Here is a 17,997-nt window from a genome sequence, read left to right as displayed (position 1 = left end):
AAAACCACAGGCTAGAGGTGTGCTCGGCGCCGCCGGTGCGTTCATCGGCATGAGTGTCGTGGCCGGTCTTCTGGTCACCGCCGCCGTCACCCCCGCGATCGCGGTCACGGGTATGGCCGCCAATAACAGCATCGGCGTGTTCGAGGGTCTTCCGGAGTTCCTGAACGTCGACCAGCTCGCCCAGCCGACCACCATCTATGCGAAGAACGGCGACCAGGACGTCCCGCTCGCCACCTTCTACTCCCAGAACCGTCTCCCCGTCGCCTTCAACCAGATCTCGCAGGCGGCCAAGGACGCGGCGATCGCCGGTGAGGACCCTCGCTTCTACAGCCATGGCGGCGTGGATGTGCAGGGCACCGTCCGTGGTGTGCTGTCGACCGTCGCCGGCGGCGGCGTCCAGGGCGGATCCTCGATCACCCAGCAGTACGTGAAGAACGTGCTGCTGCAGAAGTGCGAGGCGCTCCCGGTCAAGACCAAGGAGCAGAAGACCAAGTACCAGCAGTGCGTGGACGACTCCACGGGCGTCTCCCCCGACCGCAAGGTCAAGGAGATGAAGTACGCCATCGGCATCGAGAAGAAGTACACCAAGGACCAGATCCTGGTCGGGTACCTCAACATCGCCGGCTTCGGCGGATCCGTCTACGGCATCGAGGCCGCGGCGCACTATTACTACAACACGACCGCCGCAGCGCTCACTCCGGCGCAAGCGGCCAGCCTGGTCGCGATCGTCAACGAGCCGACCAGCCTGAAGATCGACGACCCCGCGTCGAAGACCAACGGCGCAGCCGACGGCTACGCGAAGAACAAAGAGCGCCGCGACTACATCCTCGGCAAGATGTACGAGTACAAGAAGCTGACGAAGGCGCAGTACGACGAGGCCGTGAAGACGCCCATCCAGCCGGTGATCACGCCGTCCGCGCGCGGCTGCCAGACCGCCGGAGGCTCCGCCTACTTCTGCGACTACGTCCAGAAGATCATCCTCAACGACCCGACCTTCGGCGCCGACCGGGACACGCGAACCGGAAACCTCAACCGCGGCGGCTACAAGATCTACACGACGCTCGATCTGCAGCTGCAGCAGGTGGCCGAGTCGACGATCGCCGACTACGTCCCGCAGACGTACCGAGACATCGATCTTGGGGCGGTTCTCACCGGAGTGCAGCCGGGAACCGGCCGCGTCCTCTACATGGCCCAGAACAAGACCTACAGCCAGGACCCCGAGGTGCTCAACTCAGGCAAGCAGTACACCTCGGTGAACTACGCCACCGACCAGGACTACGGCGGCTCGAACGGCTTCCAGGTCGGCTCGACGTACAAGGTGTTCACGCTCGCCGAGTGGCTCAAGCAGGGGCACTCGCTCAATGAGTCGGTGAACGCGAACATTCGCACCTACACGAAGTTCAAGAACTCGTGCACGGGCGACTGGAACGGCACCTACAGGCCGACGAACGACTCAACGGGCGAGGAAGGTATCCGTAGCGCCCAGAGCGCGACGACGCTGTCCATCAACACGGCCTTCGTATCGATGGCCTCGCAGCTCGACCTATGCGACATCAAGAAGGATGCTCAGGCATTCGGCGTGCACACTGCCACGGGAGCAGACCTCAACTCCGACCCCGGCTCCGTCCTCGGCACGAACAACATCGCGCCGCTGACCATGGCCACGGCCTTCGCTGGCATCGCCAACAACGGCATGACCTGCACGCCCGTCGCCATCGACAAGATCGTGGACGGAAGCGGCAAGGAGGTCGCACCTCCCGCGAGCAAGTGCACTCAAGCCGTCGATCCGGCGGTCGCGAACACGATGGCCAAGGCGCTCCAGGGCCCTCTCCAGGGCAACGGAACCGCGTCCGGCATGAACCGCACCGGCAAGGACATGCTCGGCAAGACGGGCACCACCGACGGGAACGAGCAGCTCTGGCTCGTCGCCTCGACAACCAAGGTCGCGGGCGCCTACTGGGTCGGCAACGTCAGCGGTCACCAGGACATGCGGCGCATCTACCCGACGCACGGGACGACTCCGGCCATCGCCCGCACCGCGGTCATGCGCACCATGATGACCGCCGCCGTGGGCAAGTACGGCGGCGATGACTTCCCGGCGGCACCGGACAAGCTCACCCGCGGCGTCCAGGTCGCTGTGCCGGACCTCACCGGCAAGACGCCCGACGAGGCGAAGTCGATCCTGACCGGCCTCGGCCTCGACTCCGCCGACGGCGGGCCCCAGGACTCGGTGGCGCCGGCCGGCACGATCTCCGCCACCGACCCGCCCGCCGGAACGCAGGTGGGCAAGGGCACACCGATCACGCTGTTCACCAGCAACGGCTCGCTGGTGGCCGTGCCGAACGTCGTCGGACAGAAGTACTCGGATGCTGCGGCGGCGCTGGCGGCTGCCGGTTTCGGCGCCAAGAACTCCGGCGGCAACAGCCCCTCCGGTATCGTCCAAGCGCAGGACCCGGCCGCAGGGACTCCTGCCAAGCCGGGCACCCAGATCAGTTTGACCGTGGCCGGCGGCAGCCCGCCCCCGACACCGGGCGCGAACGGCTAGTGGCCGGACGAGCTCTGCGTCCCGTGGCGTCCGCGCTGGCCCTCGTGGCCGGTGCAGGCGCCGCGGCGTTCGCCTACGGCTCGCTCGTGGAGCGGCGTGCGTACACGCTGCGCGAGGTGAGCGTGCCCGTGCTGCCCGCCGGCGCTCAGCCCATCCGGGTCCTGCACCTCTCCGACCTCCACATGGCGCCGTGGCAGCAGGACAAGCAGGAGTGGATCCGGTCGCTCGCGCGGCTGAAGCCGGACCTGATCGTCGAGACCGGCGACGTGCTCGGTCATGCGGACGGCCTGGACGGCGTCCGCGCCGCCTACGAGGGCTTTCGCGGCATCCCCGGCGTGTTCGTGCACGGCTCGAACGACTATTTCGGCCCGCAGGCGAAGAACCCGCTGAAGTACTTCCTGGGGCCGTCGCGCACCAAGAAGGCGCCGTCGGCCGCCCGCCTCGACACGGCCTCCCTCACCGCGTTCTTCCGCGACCTCGGCTGGGTCGACCTGGACAACCGGGCGGCGGCGATGGAGGTGCGCGGCACCCACCTGGAGCTGTTCGGCGTCGACGACCCGCACATCCGCTACGACCGGGTGGAGGCCATCCCCGGCGCGCTCGACGAGTTGCGCGAGAACGACCCGTTCTCCGACGACACCACGTGGCCCGACGAAGGAGTCGCCTCAGAGCGACAGGCGGTGACCATCGGCGTCACCCACTCCCCCTACCGGCGAGTGCTGGACGCCTTCGTCACCTACGGCGCCGCGATGATTTTCGCCGGCCACACGCACGGCGGCCAGGTGTGCGTGCCGGGCTTCGGCGCGCTGGTGACGAACTGCGACATCCCGCGCACCCAGGTGAAGGGCCTGAGCGTGTGGCGTCACGCCTTCCGCTCCGCCTACCTCAACGTCTCGGCGGGCCTGGGAACATCGATCTTCGCGCCCGTCCGTTTCGCCTGCCGCCCGGAGGCCTCGCTGGTCACTCTGACCGCCGCGTCCTAGGCTTCCCGGCCTCCCCGTGGTCATGAGCACAGCCGCGCTCGTGTATCCTGGATGAGGCCTTCGGGGTGTGGCGCAGCTTGGTAGCGCGCTTCGTTCGGGACGAAGAGGCCGCAGGTTCAAATCCTGTCACCCCGACCAAAACAGAAGTGCCGGAGCGATTCGCTCCGGCACTTCTGTCGTTGGGGCGTAGCTCCCTAGAACGCGTCCGGCCGGGCGAACTCGCGGCCCACGAACCGGGCCTCCGGGTCGATGTTCGCGCGGATGAGGGGCAGTGTGCGCGCGACCGCGGTGTCGATGCGGGCACGCAGCTCCTCGGAGCGGATCTCGTAGTCGGCGAAGTCGCTCTCGGCCGCGTAGATACCGAGCGGGACGGTGAGCGACTGGAAGAAGCCGAACAGCGGCCGCATCTGGTGCTCCACCAGGAGGGCGTGGCGGTCGCTTCCACCGGTCGCGGTGAGCACCACCGGCTTGTCGATGAGGGCGTACTGGCCGATGTGGTCGAAGAACAGCTTGAACAGCCCGGTGTAGGTCGCCCGGTAGGCGGGAGATCCGACTACGAGGATGTCGGCGGTCTCCACCGCCTCCAGCGCTTCGGTGACGATGGGGCTCAGGCTGTTGCGGAACGGCCCTGCGCCCAGCTCCGGCAGCAGCGGGGCGAGCTGGATGGTGCGGGCGACGCCCCCGGCCGCTTCGGCGTACGAGCGGGCGACGTCGTCGACGAGCACGGTGGTCCGCGACGGGTGGGTGGGGCTTCCGCTCACTCCGACCACGGTCAGTGGGTGCGACATGGGTTCCGCCTTTGCCTCGGGGTCCGGGATGAGGCCCAACGGTACCTCGCGACGACGGCCACCGCGCGGGCCGCCGTCACGGTGCGTCATGCGGCGGGGTACAGCTCCCGGACGATCTCAAGCGACCGGATGCGCCCCTCCACCGTGGCCGCGCCCGATGAGACCATGAGCTCGTCGGTCTGCGTCGAAGCGAGGAGCGAGTCCAGGCGCGCCTTGACTTCGTCCGGCGTGCCGATGGCTTGCCGGGCGGTGCGGGAGGCGATGAACTCCTCCTCCAGGGGCGTGAACGCGTAGGCGAGCGCCTCCTCGATGCTCACGGGTTCCGGCTTCATCCCGCGACGCATCTGCAGGAACGATAGCTGCCCGGGGAGCGACTGCGCGCGCACGGTCTGCGGGTCGTCGTCGCTCACCACGTTCACGGCGATCATGGTGTGCGGCGCACTCAGGATGTCGCTGGGCTCGAAGCGGGACCGGTACAGGTCGAGCGCCGCCTCCGTGTTCTCGCCCGCGAAGTGGTGCGCGAACGCGAAGGGGAGGCCGAGTGCGGCCGCCACCTGAGCGCTGTAGCCGCTGGAGCCGAGCAGCCACACCTGCGGCGCGTCGCCCAGCCCCGGGACGGCGGTGATGCCGTGCAGCGGGTTGGCGTCGCTCATGCCGCCGTAGAAGAAGCCGAACAGGTCGAGCAGCTGCTGCGGGAAGTCGTCGACGCCGAGGCCCTCAGGGCTCCGGCGGAGGGCCATCGCGGTCGCGCCATCGGTGCCCGGCGCTCGGCCGATCCCGAGATCGATGCGGTCGCCGTAGAGGGCGCGCAGCGTGCCGAACTGCTCGGCCACCACCAGAGGCGCATGGTTGGGGAGCATGACTCCACCGCTGCCGACGCGGATGCGCTCGGTGGCGGCCGCGACACCGGCGATGAGCACTGCGGGGGCACTGGAGGCGATGCCCGGCATGCCGTGGTGCTCGGCGACCCAGAAACGGTCGTAGCCGAGCCGCTCGGCCGCCTGGGCGAGCCTCACCGTGCCGCCGACCGCGTCGGCGTTGGTTCCGCCGGCAGGACGGCTGGCGAGGTCGAGGACGTTGAGGGGGATGCTGGTGGCGCTCACCCTGACTCCAACGCGGCCTCCTGCGTCGGGATTCCCCGTCACACGGCGATTCCCGGCCGAGCGTGAAGCTCGACCGGGAATCGGCGTGGGGGCGGGGAAGGGGTCAGGACGTGGTCTTCACCTTGCGCAGCCAGGCGATGAGCGCCAGCGCGATCAGGCCGAGGACGACGAGCGAGCCGCCCATCCAGATCGCCCAGGTGGCGACGACCGATCCGGTGTGCGCCAGCCCGTCGCTGCTGCCCGGGTCGTTGATGGTGCTGCTGGCCTGGTCGGCGGGGAGGACGGTCAGGGTCGCGGGGCACTCGTGCCCGCTGGTCTGACCGTGCCCGACGACGCTGTACGTGCCGGAGGCGTCTGCGGGCAGCGTCACCGACAGCACGTCGCTGCCGTCCGCGTTGGAGTGCTTGACGAAGTGGAGGCTGCTGTCTGCGGTGCTGAACGAGGCCAGCTTGAAGGAGGCGCCGTTCTGGCCGGTGACGGTCCAGTCGATCGCTTCACCGGGCGACCAGGTTCCGGGGATGCAGATGAGGGTCGCGGATCCACCCGCCTCCACGACGCTGACGTCGAAGGAGCATTGCGCGCCGTTCGTGTAGTCGACTGCGTTCGCGGCCGCGGGTGCGGCAACCAGCAGCCCCGCGGTCACGGCGATCGCCGCCAGAATTTTCTTGAACATCGGCCCGCCTTCCAGTTAGGGCCCCGGCTTAGGTCGGGAGTTGAATAAAACTCACTTTACGACCGAACTGCACTGTACGACAATGGGCGCGACCGCCTTTTGTGCCCCCACATCGGGGGTCGAGCCGTCACCCGGAAGGGTCGGCGTCGTCACGACATCGAGGTTCGCCGCGGTCTGGCTCACGTTGAGGAACTGCACCGACACGGTCTTGGACTGGCCCGGCGCCAGCTCCACGGTGAAGAGGCTGACGGGACGCGAGGTGTCCACTCCGGCCACCGTCGCATAGTCGGCTCCGTCGCTCTGAGTGGCGGCCAGCAGGCCGCCGGAGGGACCGTAGACGGCCACCCGTGTGCGGATGTTCCCGGGAGTGACACCGTACGTCCCGCCTCCGGTCACATAACGGGGCAAGGAAGCTCCGGCGTCTGCGGGGGCGCGGTTGGTGAGGGTCACGCTCACCACGGTCGACGGTTTGCCGTCGGCCCGGCACACCGCAGAGCCGGCCGCCACCGAGCTGCCGAGGTAGTAGTCCATCTTCGAGCCGGTCGCGTCGTTGAAGTAGACGCCGATGCCGGCAGAGGACAGGTTCGACCGCGGGAGAGCGCCAGCGAGCGTCGTCCCCGCGAGAACCTTCTGGTCGCTCCCATGCGCACTCCAGATCAGCACACGGCGCGACTGGCCCGCAGCGGCGAAGGCGCTGAGGAGCTTCTTGCCGTCCACTCCCCCGGCGGACATCCGATCGAAGACCGCCGTCGCCGCCGAGGCGAAGAAGGCGTCCTGCTGAGCAGGCTCGGCATACCGGCGGTACACGTCGCTCAGCAGCAGTTTCACGGCGTTGGACGAGGTGAGACGGTCTCCGCTCGGCAGCGTCACGGGTCCTGTCGCTTTCAGCAGCCCGCTCAGCACGACGGGATCGACCGTGATGACGCCGTCGACGGATCCGCCGTACGCGGTTGTCCACATCCGGGCCGCGGTGGCCGCGGCCAGTGGGAAGTCCGGTGTGAGGTTGGCGTCCTGAAGATAGCGGCCGACGAGTGGACCGTAGAGGCCCTGCGTCGCAAGCGGGACGTCGGCGACTGGCGCCTCCCAGGGGCCGATAGCCGTGCCTGCCGACTGGCGCTGCAGCGAGACCGCTCCCCCATCGGCGTGGATGAGCGCCACCGCTCCGATCAGGCCACCGGTGGAACGCAACTCCGCCGGGTTCTGCGCCACGAGCAGGTAATCGCGGGGTCCACCGGCCCCGAGCATCGAGGGGAGCAGGCGCACCGCATTCCCGAGAGCCTGGACGGACGGAGCCGCCTTGTCCAGGACGCCGTGCAGACGGTCGATCCCCCCGGCGACGGGGTTCACCAGGGCCCCGGTGTCGATGGAGGCGACGCTGGCGCGTGCCGCGGCGAAAGCGGTGGCCGCTTTGGCCACAGTGGGCTGGGCGGCGACGAGCGGGGCCAGCTCCATGTGCCCGTTGGTGACGGCGAGTCCTCGCAGATCGATGGCGCCGCCCGCGGCGACCAGCGGCTTCACGACCCGCGCGGCGACGGTGTTGGAGGCTGCGGCGGCGGTGCGGACTGCTGTGAGATTGGGCCCGATCCAGGGCACGCCCTCCGCGGTCATCCAGATCGGGTCGGAGGTGAGAGCGGCGGCGTCACCGGTGCGCTGCCGGAGTTCGTCCGCGGCCCGGCCGGCCGTGGCGAGGTCGCCGGAGCCGACCGCTGATGTCACGCGCTCTGCGGCTGGAACCGCGTCGTTGAGGGCGCGTTGCGCCAGGAAGCCGCGCACGCCGATCCACACGATGGCGAACAGCAGCACGAATCCGATCACGGACAGGACCGTGATGCCGGCCGGATGGGTCAGCCGACGGCGCCGCCGCGCAGTGGGCTGCGCTGCGGAGTCAGGACGCGGCGGCGCGTCCGGCACGGTCAGACCTGTCGCCATGCGACAAATCTAACAAATCCTCACTTTTTTGGCGCCCCCAAAAAGGGGCGACTCCAGGAACCGCCGGAAAGGCTCAGCGGCCGAGGCCGCGGTACGTCCAGCCCGCTGCACGCCACGCCGCCGGGTCGAGCGAGTTGCGGCCGTCGATGATGGTCCGGTGCGCCACCAGCGCGCCGATCCCCACCGGGTCGAGGGCCGTGAACTCGGGCCACTCGGTGATCAGCAAGACGACATCCGCGTCGCGCACCGCCTCCTCCGCCGAGTCGGCGAACACCAGGCCCGGCGCACGGCGGCGCGCGTTCTCCACCGCCTGCGGGTCCGTCGCCGTCACGAGCGCGCCGGCCTCGGCGAGCCGCATGGCGATCTCGAGGGCCGGGGAGTCGCGGATGTCGTCGGAGTGCGGCTTGAACGCCAGCCCCAGAACGCCGACGCGCACACCCGCCAGACCTCCCGCCTCCTCACGGACGAGCTCGACGACGCGCGTCCGGCGACGCAGGTTGATCTTGTCCACCTCGTCCAGGAAGCGGACGGCGTCGCCCTGACCGAGCTCGCGGGCCCGCGCGCTGAACGCGCGGATGTCCTTGGGCAGGCAGCCCCCGCCGAAGCCGACCCCGGCGTTCAGGAAACGTCGCCCGATCCTGGCGTCGTGTCCGATCGCGTCGGCGAGCTTCGTCACGTCGGCGCCGGTGACCTCTGCGATCTCGGCCATCGCGTTGATGAACGAGATCTTCGTCGCGAGGAAGGCGTTGGCGGACACCTTGACGAGCTCCGCCGTCGCGTAGTCCGTGGAGATCACCGGCGTACCTGCGGCGACGGCCGACGCGTAGACCTCGTTCAGGAGGCCGGTCGCGCGCTCTCCGGCCGCGCCGTCCGGGACCCCGTAGACGAGGCGATCCGGGCTCACGGTGTCTTTGACCGCGAAGCCCTCGCGCAGGAACTCCGGATTCCAGGCGAGCGTCGCGCCCGGCTGCTTCTCGGCGATCAGCTCGGCGAGGCGCGCGGCCGTCCCGACCGGCACGGTGCTCTTGCCGACGATGAGGTCGCCATCTTTCACGTGCTCCAGCAGCGACGAGAAGGCGGCGTCGACGAAGCGCATGTCTGCGGCATCCCCGTCTGCGACTTGCGGCGTTCCGACGGCCACGAAGTGGATGTCGGCGTCCGCCGCGGCGGCGAAGTCGCTGGTGAAGCGCAGCCGTCCTGACGCTGCCGCCGACTCGAGCACCTCCGGGAGGCCGGGCTCGAAGAAGGGCGCCCGGCCGACGGACAGGGAGGCGATCTTCGCCTCGTCGACGTCGATGCCGACGACGTCGTGGCCGAGGTGGGCCATCGACGCCGCATGAACGGCCCCGAGGTAGCCGCAGCCGATCACGGAGATTCTCATGGTGTCCAGTTCCTTCGGGTGGAGGGAGCCTAGGTGAAGTCCGGGTCCGGCTCGTCGACGTAGGCGGGTGCCGCGTCGACGGGCCAGCGCCGACGGCCGTTGTTGAGGACGCCGCGGCTTTCCTGAAGGTAGCAGTTGCCGCACAGCGCTTCATACGAGACGGACGCGCCGTCGATGGCGACCTGGTCGCCGTCGAAGACGAAGACGCCGTCGATCTTGCGCGCGTTGAAGATCGCTTTTCGGCCGCAGCGGCAGATCGTCTTCAGCTCCTCGAGGCTGTGCGCGACCTCCAGCAGGCGGCGGCTGCCCGGGAACGCCACCGTCTGGAAGTCGGTGCGGATGCCGTAGGCGAGCACCGGCACGTCGTCGAGCAGAGCGATGCGCAGGAGGTCGTCGACCTGCGCCTCGGTGAGGAATTGGGCCTCGTCCACGAGCAGCGCGCTCACATCGGTGTCGAAGCGCTTGATGGTGCGCTCGCGGTGCCGCTGGAACGCGCCGTACGCATCCGTCTCCGGAGCGATGAGGAAGTCGACCCGGCGGGTGACGCCCAGCCGCGACAGGATGCCGAGGTCGCCCTTGGTGTCGATGGACGGCTTCGCGAGCAGGACGCGATGGCCGCGCTCCTCGTAGTTGTATGCAGCCTGGAGCATGGCCGTGCTCTTGCCGCTGTTCATCGCGCCGTAGCGGAAATACAGTTTTGCCACGCACCGATCCTATGCGGAGCGGCGACCCGGACCGCGGACGCGGGTCAGGTGAGGTAGCCGTCCTCCGCGGCGCGGCGGATCAGATCGGCGCGGGAGCTGGTGGGCCGCCCCGCCTTCCCGTACTTCTCGCGCACCCGTCGCAGGTACGTCTTCGCCGTCTCGTACTGCACGTTCATCGCGCGGGCGACCTCCGAGGTGGTCCGTCCGTCGGCGTAGAGGACGAGCGCCTGCCGCTCGCCGTCGCTCAAGCGGGGACGAGCCGAGTCCGGGATGAGCGGCTTGGGCCGCCAGGCCGGCGGCGTGGGGGTGCTGCTGCCCGGTCCCCGGCCGGCCGCTGCGAGCGCCGCGGCGACGAGCTCGGTCATCGGCTGCGACTTGCTGACGTAGGAGATCGCTCCGGCCGCGAGCGCGGCGTCCCTGTCTTCCGGGGTGTCGACAGCGCTCAGCACGACGACCTTCGCGCCCGCCGCACGGCAGGTGCGGACGCGGGCGCCGATCGACACCGACTCCTTGAGCTGGAGGTCCATGATGACCAGATCGGTCGGGAACGCGTCGCTGTGGACGAGTTCGAGCCAGCTCGCCGCGCGGACGACGAGGTCGAACTCCGGGGCGTTCCGCTCGATCCAGGAGGCCAGGCTGTCGAGCAGGATCTCGTGGTCGTCGAGGATCGCCAGGCGGATGCGCGGCTCGGACGGGGCTGCGGGGGCGCCGGCGGTCGGATCGGAGTGCGGAGGAGTCATCGTCTTCTCCCCTCAGGGTACGGGAACGTCTCCACCGGATAGGCGAACCGCACGGTCAGCTCGACGCCGCGCACCCGCATGGTGGCCCGCATCGCCAGCGCGTTGAGGGAGCTCACGAAGGGCAGGAGCTCGCGGCGCAGCTCCGACCGCGCCTCATCGACGTGCGCCGAGAGCACGAACACGGGTCGTTGCGCGCCGCGGGCGGAGATCACCAGGGTGGAGGGGTCGAGGCCGGGACGCGCGGCGACCGTCGCGATGAGGGCTCCGACGATCGCGCGCTGGTCGGCGGTCAGCACCCGTTCGAGGTGGTCGGGATCGTCGACGCGCTCCGCGGGCGCCTCCCCACCCGCACCCGGAAGCGCGGCGCGCGAGCCGAGGGCGAGGTCGAGGGTGTCGGCGAGCCACGGACGGCCGACGGCGCGGACGGACATGCCGCGGAGCCGGTCGGCGATCCCGCGCGCGGTCCCGGCATCCTCCTCCGTCACGGTCCCGCGCCGGACGAGCTCGGTGAGGAACGGCACCGCCTCGGCGTTCAGGAAGGTCATGCGCTCCTGGGCGACCATGCGTTCCGCCGCCTGACGGAGCTCGCCCTCGAGACGCGCTTGGCCTTCGCGAGCGACCTCCCGCCAGCGGAGCGTCTCGCCGGTGAGCGTCCAGGCGTAGCCCGCACCACCGGCCGCGAGCGCCAGGATGGGCGTCGCCGCCACGCTCGCGTACACCAGAGGAGCGGAGACGATGACGAGCGAGTGCTGGGCCGCGGCGAGGGCGCCCAGGACGAGCGCCGAGACGATCGCCGAACCGGCGACCTCGCCGATCGGCCGGTACAGCGGCATCGCCACGAGGAGCAGTGCCACGGCGATCTGACCCCAGTCGTCCTGGATGCGCGCGTTGCGCCCCCAGACCGAGGACGTGAACAGGCAGGCGGCCGTCAGCGCGGTCAGGATCACGGAGAAATGCGTCCACCGGCCGAACGGAGCAAGACCGGGATGCGATCGGAGGGAGGCGACGACGGCGGCGAGCAGGAGCACCCCGATCGCGATCACCGCGAGCGCCGGATCGCGGAGCTGTCCGGCGTGGCCGATCGTCGAGCAGACGGCGTACACGACGGCGAGACCGCCCAGCAGCGGGACGAGGAGCCAGGCGGATTGGGCGCCGAGCGGGTCGAGGCGCTGCGGCGTGCGTTCGACGACCGCCGAACGCGCGCCGATGATCGCCTGCGAGGAGAGCGCGGTCATCCGGCGCCGCCTCCCGCCTGCTCCGCCACTGCTCCGGTCGGAACCGTCAGGATCACTGTGGTGCCGACGTCGGCGGTCGAGTAGATGTCGACGCTGCCGCCGACGCGCGCGATGCGGTCCTGGACGGACTGGCGCAGGCCGAGCCGGTCGGCGGCCGGGCCCGAGGCGGGGAAGCCGCTGCCGCCGTCCACCACCATCACCGAGAGCGAGTCGGCCCCTTCAGACAGGGCGACCTCGGCGGTCGGGCTGCCCGAATGCCGCACGACGTTGACCAGGCACTGACGCACGGCCAGGCCGACCGCACGGCGGACCTCGGTGTCGAGGCCGACGAACGAGCCGCGGTCGCCGGAGATGTCGACGGTCAGGCCCTCGTCGCGCGCCGCCTCGATCGCCCGGTGCAGCTCGCTGTCGTACCAGGGGTCCGCCTCGGTCGGGAGGCTCTCGTCCCCCGGCCCCGCCGGGCCCGCACCGGGCACCTGCTGCCCCAGACCATGCAGGTCGGCCTCGATGCGCCGGGTCAGCCGCTCATCCATCGGACCCGGCCGGGAGCCGGCGACGGCGATCAGCTCGCTGAGCACGGTGTCGTGGAGGTCGGCGGTGGCGGCCGCCAGGATCTCGCGGCGCAGGTCGATCAGACGCGCGTCGCGCACGGCCCGGTGCAGGGCCGTCTGCGCACGCGACCGCGTGCCGCGCGTGAGCCCGTCGAAGGCCAGCACGCCGACGAGCAACAGGTAGGCGCCCAGCGAGATGGCATCCGGGACGTACGTCCGGTGAGCCGTCATCGCGCCGAGGATGACGGCGGCCTCCGCCAGTGCGAAGCCGAGCGTCGCCCAGAGGATGCCGGCCATCGCGCCGGTGCCCGTTCCTCCGACCAGCGTCATGGCGACCACGGGGAGTGCGATGACGAACAGGTTCGTGTCGCGATACGTGGGTGTGCCCGTGAGCAGGGCGACGACGTAGAAGTACGTGCAGACGGTCCCGACCAGCAGGTACGCGATGGTGAGCACGGCGGTCCGGCCGCGGGCGAGGAGGAGCAGCAGGGCGACCATGGGCACGAGGACCAGCAGGGTCACCCAGGAGGTCGGGTTGTCGTACTGGAGGGTCGAACTCAGGACGTTGACGACGGCTGCGGCCAGGCAGACCAGCCCCGCCCAGCGGGCGGCCGTGGCGAGGGCGCGCGAGTTCGCCGGTCGTGCCAGGTGGCTGGGCAGACCGAGCGACACGACGTCCGTCCCTTCCGCCCGAGCATTCGCCGGTCCCTCCCGGATTATGACATCCCCGAGGGCCGCTGTGTACCCCGGTGCACTGTACCCCGGCCGACGATGCTCAGAAGAGCGTGGGCTGCACCCCCAGCCCGGTGAGCGACGCACTGACGACGGGCTGCCGCTCCCCGTCGTCGTCGCGCAGCATCCCGAGCGCGCTCGAGCGCACGCCCCCGGTCAGCGGATCCTCCTGCCCGCGCTCGAGCCCGTACGACCGGATGAGCGGCTTGATGCGGTCGGCCAGCCAGCGCCGGTACTCCTGCGGCGCGTACGTTCCCCGGCCGTACATGCTGCGGTACTGCTGGAGGAGCTCGGGATGCTCGCGCCCGAGCCAGAGGTAGAACCACTCCTTGACGCCGGGCTTCAGGTGCAGGGCCGAGTACAGCACCGAGGTCGCTCCGGCCTCCTTCGCCTGCCGCAGGGCTTCGTCGAGGTGCGCCCGCGTGTCGGTCAGATACGGGATGATCGGCATCAGGAAAACGCCGCAGTCGAGTCCGTGTTCGCGGACCGCCGTCACCGTGGCCAGTCGCGCCTTGGTGGTCGGCGTGCCCGGTTCGACGGACTGCTGCAGCTCGTCGTCGTAGACGGCGATCGACATGGCGAGGTCGACGGGCACGCGCGTATTCGCCTCGGCGAGGCGATCGAGGTCGCGCCGCAGCAGCGACCCCTTGGTGAGGATGCTGAACGGGGTGCCGGAGTCGGCCAGCGCATCGATGATGCCCGGCATGAGGGCATAACGCCCCTCGGCCCGCTGGTAGGGATCGGTGTTGGTGCCGAGCGCGACGGGATGGTGGCCCCAGCTGGGCTTGGCCAGCTCTTTGCGCAGGACCTCGGCGACGTTCACCTTGACGATGATCTCGTTGTCGAAGTCTTTGCCCGAGTCGAGGTCGAGATAGGTGTGGGTCGGCCGCGCGAAGCAATAGACGCAGGCATGCGAGCAGCCGCGATACGGGTTGATCGTCCAGCCGAACGGCATCGGGCCCCCGCCGCCCGGGATGCGGTTGAGCGCCGACTTCGCCAGCACCTCGTGGAACGTGATGCCGGCGAAGTCGGGTGTCCGCACAGAGCGGACGAGGTTGTTCAGCCGGGCGAGCCCGGGCAGGGCGGACGGCTCATCGACCGACAGCTCCTGACCACTCCAACGCATGCCTCCATTCGAACATAGGTTCGAAGGTTAAGCAAGCCGTACGGTCTCTCCCTCCCACGCGGACCGGAGCCAGCGGTCGTGGCTGGCGACCACCACTGCGCCCGGGTATGCGCCCAGCGCCTCCTCCAGCTCGGTGGCGAGCCGCAGCGAAAGGTGGTTGGTGGGCTCGTCCAGCAGGAAGAGGTGCGGCGGCCGGGCGACGATGAGCGCCAGCGCGAGCCTCCGCTGCTGACCGACCGAGAGGGCACCCACCGGCCGGTCCGCGTCGCGCGGAGCGATCAGCCCGAGCGAGGTCAGCGGGACGGTCTCCGCCCGCCGCTCCCCGACCGCCGACTCGTAGATCCGTCGCGGCGAGGCGCCGGGGTCCGAGAACCGCACATCCTGCTCCAGCAGCCCGACCCGCAGTCCCCGTCTGCGCTGCACCGACCCGCTGACCGCCTCCAGGCGTCCGGCGAGCACGGAGAGCAGCGTCGACTTGCCCGCGCCGTTCGCCCCGGTGACGAGGATGCGCGCATCGCCCGGGACCGAGAACTCGTCGACGTCGAGCCGGCCGGGGATGCGGACCTCCCGCGCCTGCACCAGCAGGCCCGCGTCGTCGCCCAGCGCCTGGAACCCGGAGGGGATGCCGGCGAACGCGAGCCGCGGGGGAGGCTTCCGCACCTGCTCCGCGCGGAGCTCCTCCAGCCGGCCCTCCGCGTTGCGGATGCGGCGGCTGATCTGGCGGTCGAGCGCGTTGCCCTTCACCGATTTCACGAACTTGTCGTTGTCGCGGATCTTGCCGGACCAGGCGATGGACCGAGCGGTCACGTCCACGGCGTGCTCGAGCTCCTTCAGCTCGAGCTGCTCGTCGGCGAACTGCTTCTCCCAGCGCGCCCGCTCCGCGTCCTTCTCAGCCAGGTACGCGCTGTAGCCGCCCCCGAACACGGTCGTGCCGGACTTCGCCGGGTCGAGGTCGAGCAGTCCGGTCGCCACGGCGTCGAGGAATGCGCGGTCGTGACTGGCGAAGATCACCGGTCCCGCCCATCCCTTCAGCTGCCGCTCGAGGAAAGCGGCGGCATCGTCGTCGAGGTGGTTGGTGGGCTCGTCCAGCAGGAGCGCATCCGGTCGTCCGAGCAGGAGCGCCGCGAGGGCGAACCGGCTCCTCTGACCGCCGGACACCTCGCCGAGCCGCCGGCCCAGCGGGATGTCGCCCACTCCGAGGCCGGCGAGCAGCTCGTCGCGACGCGCGTCGACGCTCCAGACCTCCGCCCGCTCGGCCGCGGCCAGCGCGGCGTCGTACCGGGCGGCGGCCGCCGCGGTGCCGGACTCGAGACCGTCGGCGGCATCCTGCAGCTCGCGCTCGATGGAGCGGACCTCGGACAGCGCGTGCTCGAGCAGTGCAGCGAGCGTGTCACCCGGCTCGAACCGGACCTCCTGCCACAGGAAGCCGGTGCGCTCCGGGCGCGTGAACACCCCCGCGTCCGGTGTCTCGCTCCCGGACAGGACACGGAGCAGAGTCGACTTGCCGACGCCGTTCTCGCCGATGAGGCCCAGCCGCCGGCCGGGAGCGACCGTCAGCGAGACGTCGGTGAGCACCCGGCGGTCGCCGTAGACGACGGAGACGCCGTCGGCGCGGAGGGGTGTGAGAGTGATCGTTGGCATGGGGAACCGTCCTTCCGGGCGCTCCACAGGGAGCAGGTTCCCGCCGGGCGGTCTCCGTCGTGAGCGGCGCTGGAGCGCCCGAATGACTGAACAGGCAGTGCCTGGTCGGGCAGCGCGATGACCGAAGGGTCCTCACTCACATCGACGGCGCCTCAGGCGCGGGACGTCAGGAGGTTCTCACTTCATAGCGTGGACGACCATAACAGGTCGCCCACGCTGACGTCCAGCGTCGCTAGTTCTGCAGGTCCAGCGTCGCTAGTTCTGCAGGTGCAGGGTTTGGGCCGTGGTGGCGAGCACGCGCTGCGCCTCCTTCGGCCGGTCGTTGAGCGTGGTGCCGACCGTGGGGATGAGCTCCTTGATGGTCGGCAGCCAGCCCGCGAAGCGGTCCGGGAAGCAGCGCTTCAGCAGGTCGACCATGATCGGGACCGCGGTGGATGCGCCCGGCGAGGCCCCCAGCAGACCGGCGATCGAGCCATCCTCGGCCGCGACGACCTCGGTGCCGAACTGGAGCACGCCGCCCTTCTTGGCGTCCTTCTTCATCACCTGCACCCGCTGGCCTGCGGTGATGAGCTCCCAGTCCTCGCTCTTCGCCGTCGGCATGAACTCCTGCAGCGCCTGGAGCTTCTTGGCGCGATTCGCCAGCAGCTCGCCGACGAGGTACTTGATAAGGTCGAAGTTGTCGCGGGCGACGGCGAGCATCGGCCCGAGGTTGCCTGGACGCACCGAACCCGGGAGGTCGAACCACGATCCCGTCTTCAGGAACTTGGGGCTGAATCCGGCGTACGGCCCGAACAGCAGCGAGGCCTGCCCGTCGACCACGCGGGTGTCGAGGTGCGGAACGGACATCGGAGGGGCACCGACGGCGGCCTTGCCGTAGACCTTCGCCTGGTGCTGCGCGACCAGCTTCGGGTTCGTCGTGCGGAGGAACTGCCCGGAGATCGGGAACCCGCCGAAGCCGTTGATCTCGGGGATGCCGGACTTCTGCAGCAGGTGCAGCGCACCGCCGCCCGCGCCGACGAACACGAACCGGGCGGTGGCGACGTGCGTGGTGTGGCCCACCTCGTGGCGGACGCGCAGCCTCCACAGGCCGTCCTTCGTGCGCTTGATGCTGCGGACGCTGTGGTTGAGCGCGAGCTCGGCGCCGTTCTCGACCAGGTTGTCGATGAGGGCGCGGGTCAGAGCGCCGAAGTCGACGTCGGTGCCCGCGGTCTCCCGGGTGGCCGCGATGCGCTGCTTCGGGCTGCGCTTCTTGGTCAGGAGCGGGGTCCACTCGCCGATCACCGCCGGGTCTTCCGAGTACTCCATCCCGGAGAACAGCGGCTGGTCCTTGAGCGCCTCGAAGCGCTTGCGCAGGTAGCGCACGTTGTCGCGGCCGCGCACGAAGGTCATGTGCGGGGTCGAGTTGATGAACGTGTTCGGCTCGGGCAGATCGCCGGCGGCGACCAGGCTCGACCAGAACTGGCGGCTGAGCTGGAACTGCTCGTTGATGCTGATGGCCTTCGCCGGGTCGACCGTGCCGTCCGACGCCTCAGGCATGTAGTTGAGCTCGCAGAGTGCGGCGTGGCCGGTGCCGGCGTTGTTCCACGGATTGGACGACTCCTGGGCCACTTCGCCCAGGCGCTCGTAGATCCGGATGCTCCAGTCGGGCTGGACGCGCTGGATCATGGCCCCCAGCGTGGCACTCATGATGCCGCCGCCGATCAGGACGACGTCGATGGGAGAATTGCTCACCCCCCAATCCTATGACGGGAGCGGCATCCACCCTCGGTGCGGGCGCCCTGGATCTCTCGATATCGAGACAATTCCCGCCGCCGATGCATCCCCAGGACGCAACACGCCGTTATCGACGAAGGATAGCGGCGTGTT

Annotated in this window: 14 protein-coding genes and 1 tRNA gene; 3 read left to right on the top strand and 12 right to left on the bottom strand. The window is 70.0% G+C overall.

The annotated features are described in order from the left end of the window. Positions 1-19: 19 nt before the first annotated feature. The 3 genes from SB754_RS02390 to SB754_RS02380 all read left to right on the top strand — a co-directional run bounded on the left by SB754_RS02390 (position 20) and on the right by SB754_RS02380 (position 3,666). Positions 20-2,545 (top strand): transglycosylase domain-containing protein, encoded by a 2,526-nt coding sequence (locus SB754_RS02390; protein ID WP_410780752.1) that lies wholly within the window; start codon positions 20-22, stop codon positions 2,543-2,545. Beyond that, positions 2,545-3,528, top strand: coding sequence for a metallophosphoesterase (locus tag SB754_RS02385; RefSeq protein WP_410780751.1), 984 nt, complete (start codon positions 2,545-2,547; stop codon positions 3,526-3,528). The genes SB754_RS02390 and SB754_RS02385 overlap by 1 nt, the downstream gene beginning before the upstream one ends. A gap of 61 nt (positions 3,529-3,589) precedes the next feature. Further along, positions 3,590-3,666: transfer RNA gene (locus SB754_RS02380), tRNA-Pro, on the top strand. Between the two features lie 56 nt (positions 3,667-3,722). Here the strand turns inward: SB754_RS02380 and msuE are convergent. The 12 genes from msuE to SB754_RS02320 all read right to left on the bottom strand — a co-directional run bounded on the left by msuE (position 3,723) and on the right by SB754_RS02320 (position 17,862). Further along, complete coding sequence (gene msuE, locus SB754_RS02375) at positions 3,723-4,316, bottom strand: FMN reductase (RefSeq protein WP_410780750.1); 594 nt, start codon at positions 4,314-4,316, stop codon at positions 3,723-3,725. Positions 4,317-4,402: 86 nt separating this feature from the next. Then, positions 4,403-5,419, bottom strand: coding sequence for an LLM class flavin-dependent oxidoreductase (locus SB754_RS02370; RefSeq protein WP_410780749.1), 1,017 nt, complete (start codon positions 5,417-5,419; stop codon positions 4,403-4,405). 103 nt (positions 5,420-5,522) lie between these two features. Then, on the bottom strand, positions 5,523-6,092 hold the full coding sequence (locus SB754_RS02365; RefSeq protein WP_410780748.1) for a hypothetical protein: 570 nt from the start codon (positions 6,090-6,092) through the stop codon (positions 5,523-5,525). Between the two features lie 51 nt (positions 6,093-6,143). After that, entirely contained in the window at positions 6,144-8,021 is a 1,878-nt protein-coding gene (locus tag SB754_RS02360; protein WP_410780747.1) for a DUF4012 domain-containing protein, read from the bottom strand. A 73-nt stretch (positions 8,022-8,094) separates the two neighbouring features. Beyond that, positions 8,095-9,402: a UDP-glucose dehydrogenase family protein gene (locus SB754_RS02355; RefSeq protein ID WP_410780746.1), complete on the bottom strand. Its 1,308-nt coding sequence runs from the start codon at positions 9,400-9,402 to the stop codon at positions 8,095-8,097. Positions 9,403-9,431: 29 nt separating this feature from the next. Then, the gene (locus tag SB754_RS02350; RefSeq protein ID WP_410780745.1) at positions 9,432-10,106 is read right to left on the bottom strand and encodes a thymidine kinase; all 675 of its coding nucleotides are present in this window, start codon (positions 10,104-10,106) and stop codon (positions 9,432-9,434) included. Positions 10,107-10,150: 44 nt separating this feature from the next. Continuing rightward, positions 10,151-10,846: a response regulator transcription factor gene (locus SB754_RS02345; protein ID WP_410780744.1), complete on the bottom strand. Its 696-nt coding sequence runs from the start codon at positions 10,844-10,846 to the stop codon at positions 10,151-10,153. Then, positions 10,843-12,081, bottom strand: coding sequence for a hypothetical protein (locus tag SB754_RS02340; RefSeq protein WP_410780743.1), 1,239 nt, complete (start codon positions 12,079-12,081; stop codon positions 10,843-10,845). The genes SB754_RS02345 and SB754_RS02340 overlap by 4 nt, the downstream gene beginning before the upstream one ends. Then, positions 12,078-13,304 carry a sensor histidine kinase gene (locus tag SB754_RS02335; protein WP_410780742.1) on the bottom strand — a complete coding sequence of 409 codons (1,227 nt, stop codon included), beginning with the start codon at positions 13,302-13,304 and terminating at the stop codon, positions 12,078-12,080. The genes SB754_RS02340 and SB754_RS02335 overlap by 4 nt, the downstream gene beginning before the upstream one ends. A 103-nt stretch (positions 13,305-13,407) precedes the next feature. Next, complete coding sequence (locus tag SB754_RS02330; protein ID WP_410780741.1) at positions 13,408-14,490, bottom strand: Rv2578c family radical SAM protein; 1,083 nt, start codon at positions 14,488-14,490, stop codon at positions 13,408-13,410. 27 nt (positions 14,491-14,517) lie between these two features. Next, the gene (locus SB754_RS02325; RefSeq protein ID WP_410780740.1) at positions 14,518-16,131 is read right to left on the bottom strand and encodes an ABC-F family ATP-binding cassette domain-containing protein; all 1,614 of its coding nucleotides are present in this window, start codon (positions 16,129-16,131) and stop codon (positions 14,518-14,520) included. Between the two features lie 255 nt (positions 16,132-16,386). Further along, entirely contained in the window at positions 16,387-17,862 is a 1,476-nt protein-coding gene (locus SB754_RS02320; protein WP_410780739.1) for a malate:quinone oxidoreductase, read from the bottom strand. Between the last annotated feature and the right edge of the window lie 135 nt (positions 17,863-17,997).

Source organism: Leifsonia sp. SIMBA_070, assembly GCF_046534635.1.
Taxonomy (GTDB): Bacteria; Actinomycetota; Actinomycetes; order Actinomycetales; family Microbacteriaceae; genus Leifsonia.
This window is presented reverse-complemented; position numbering and strand designations above follow the sequence as displayed.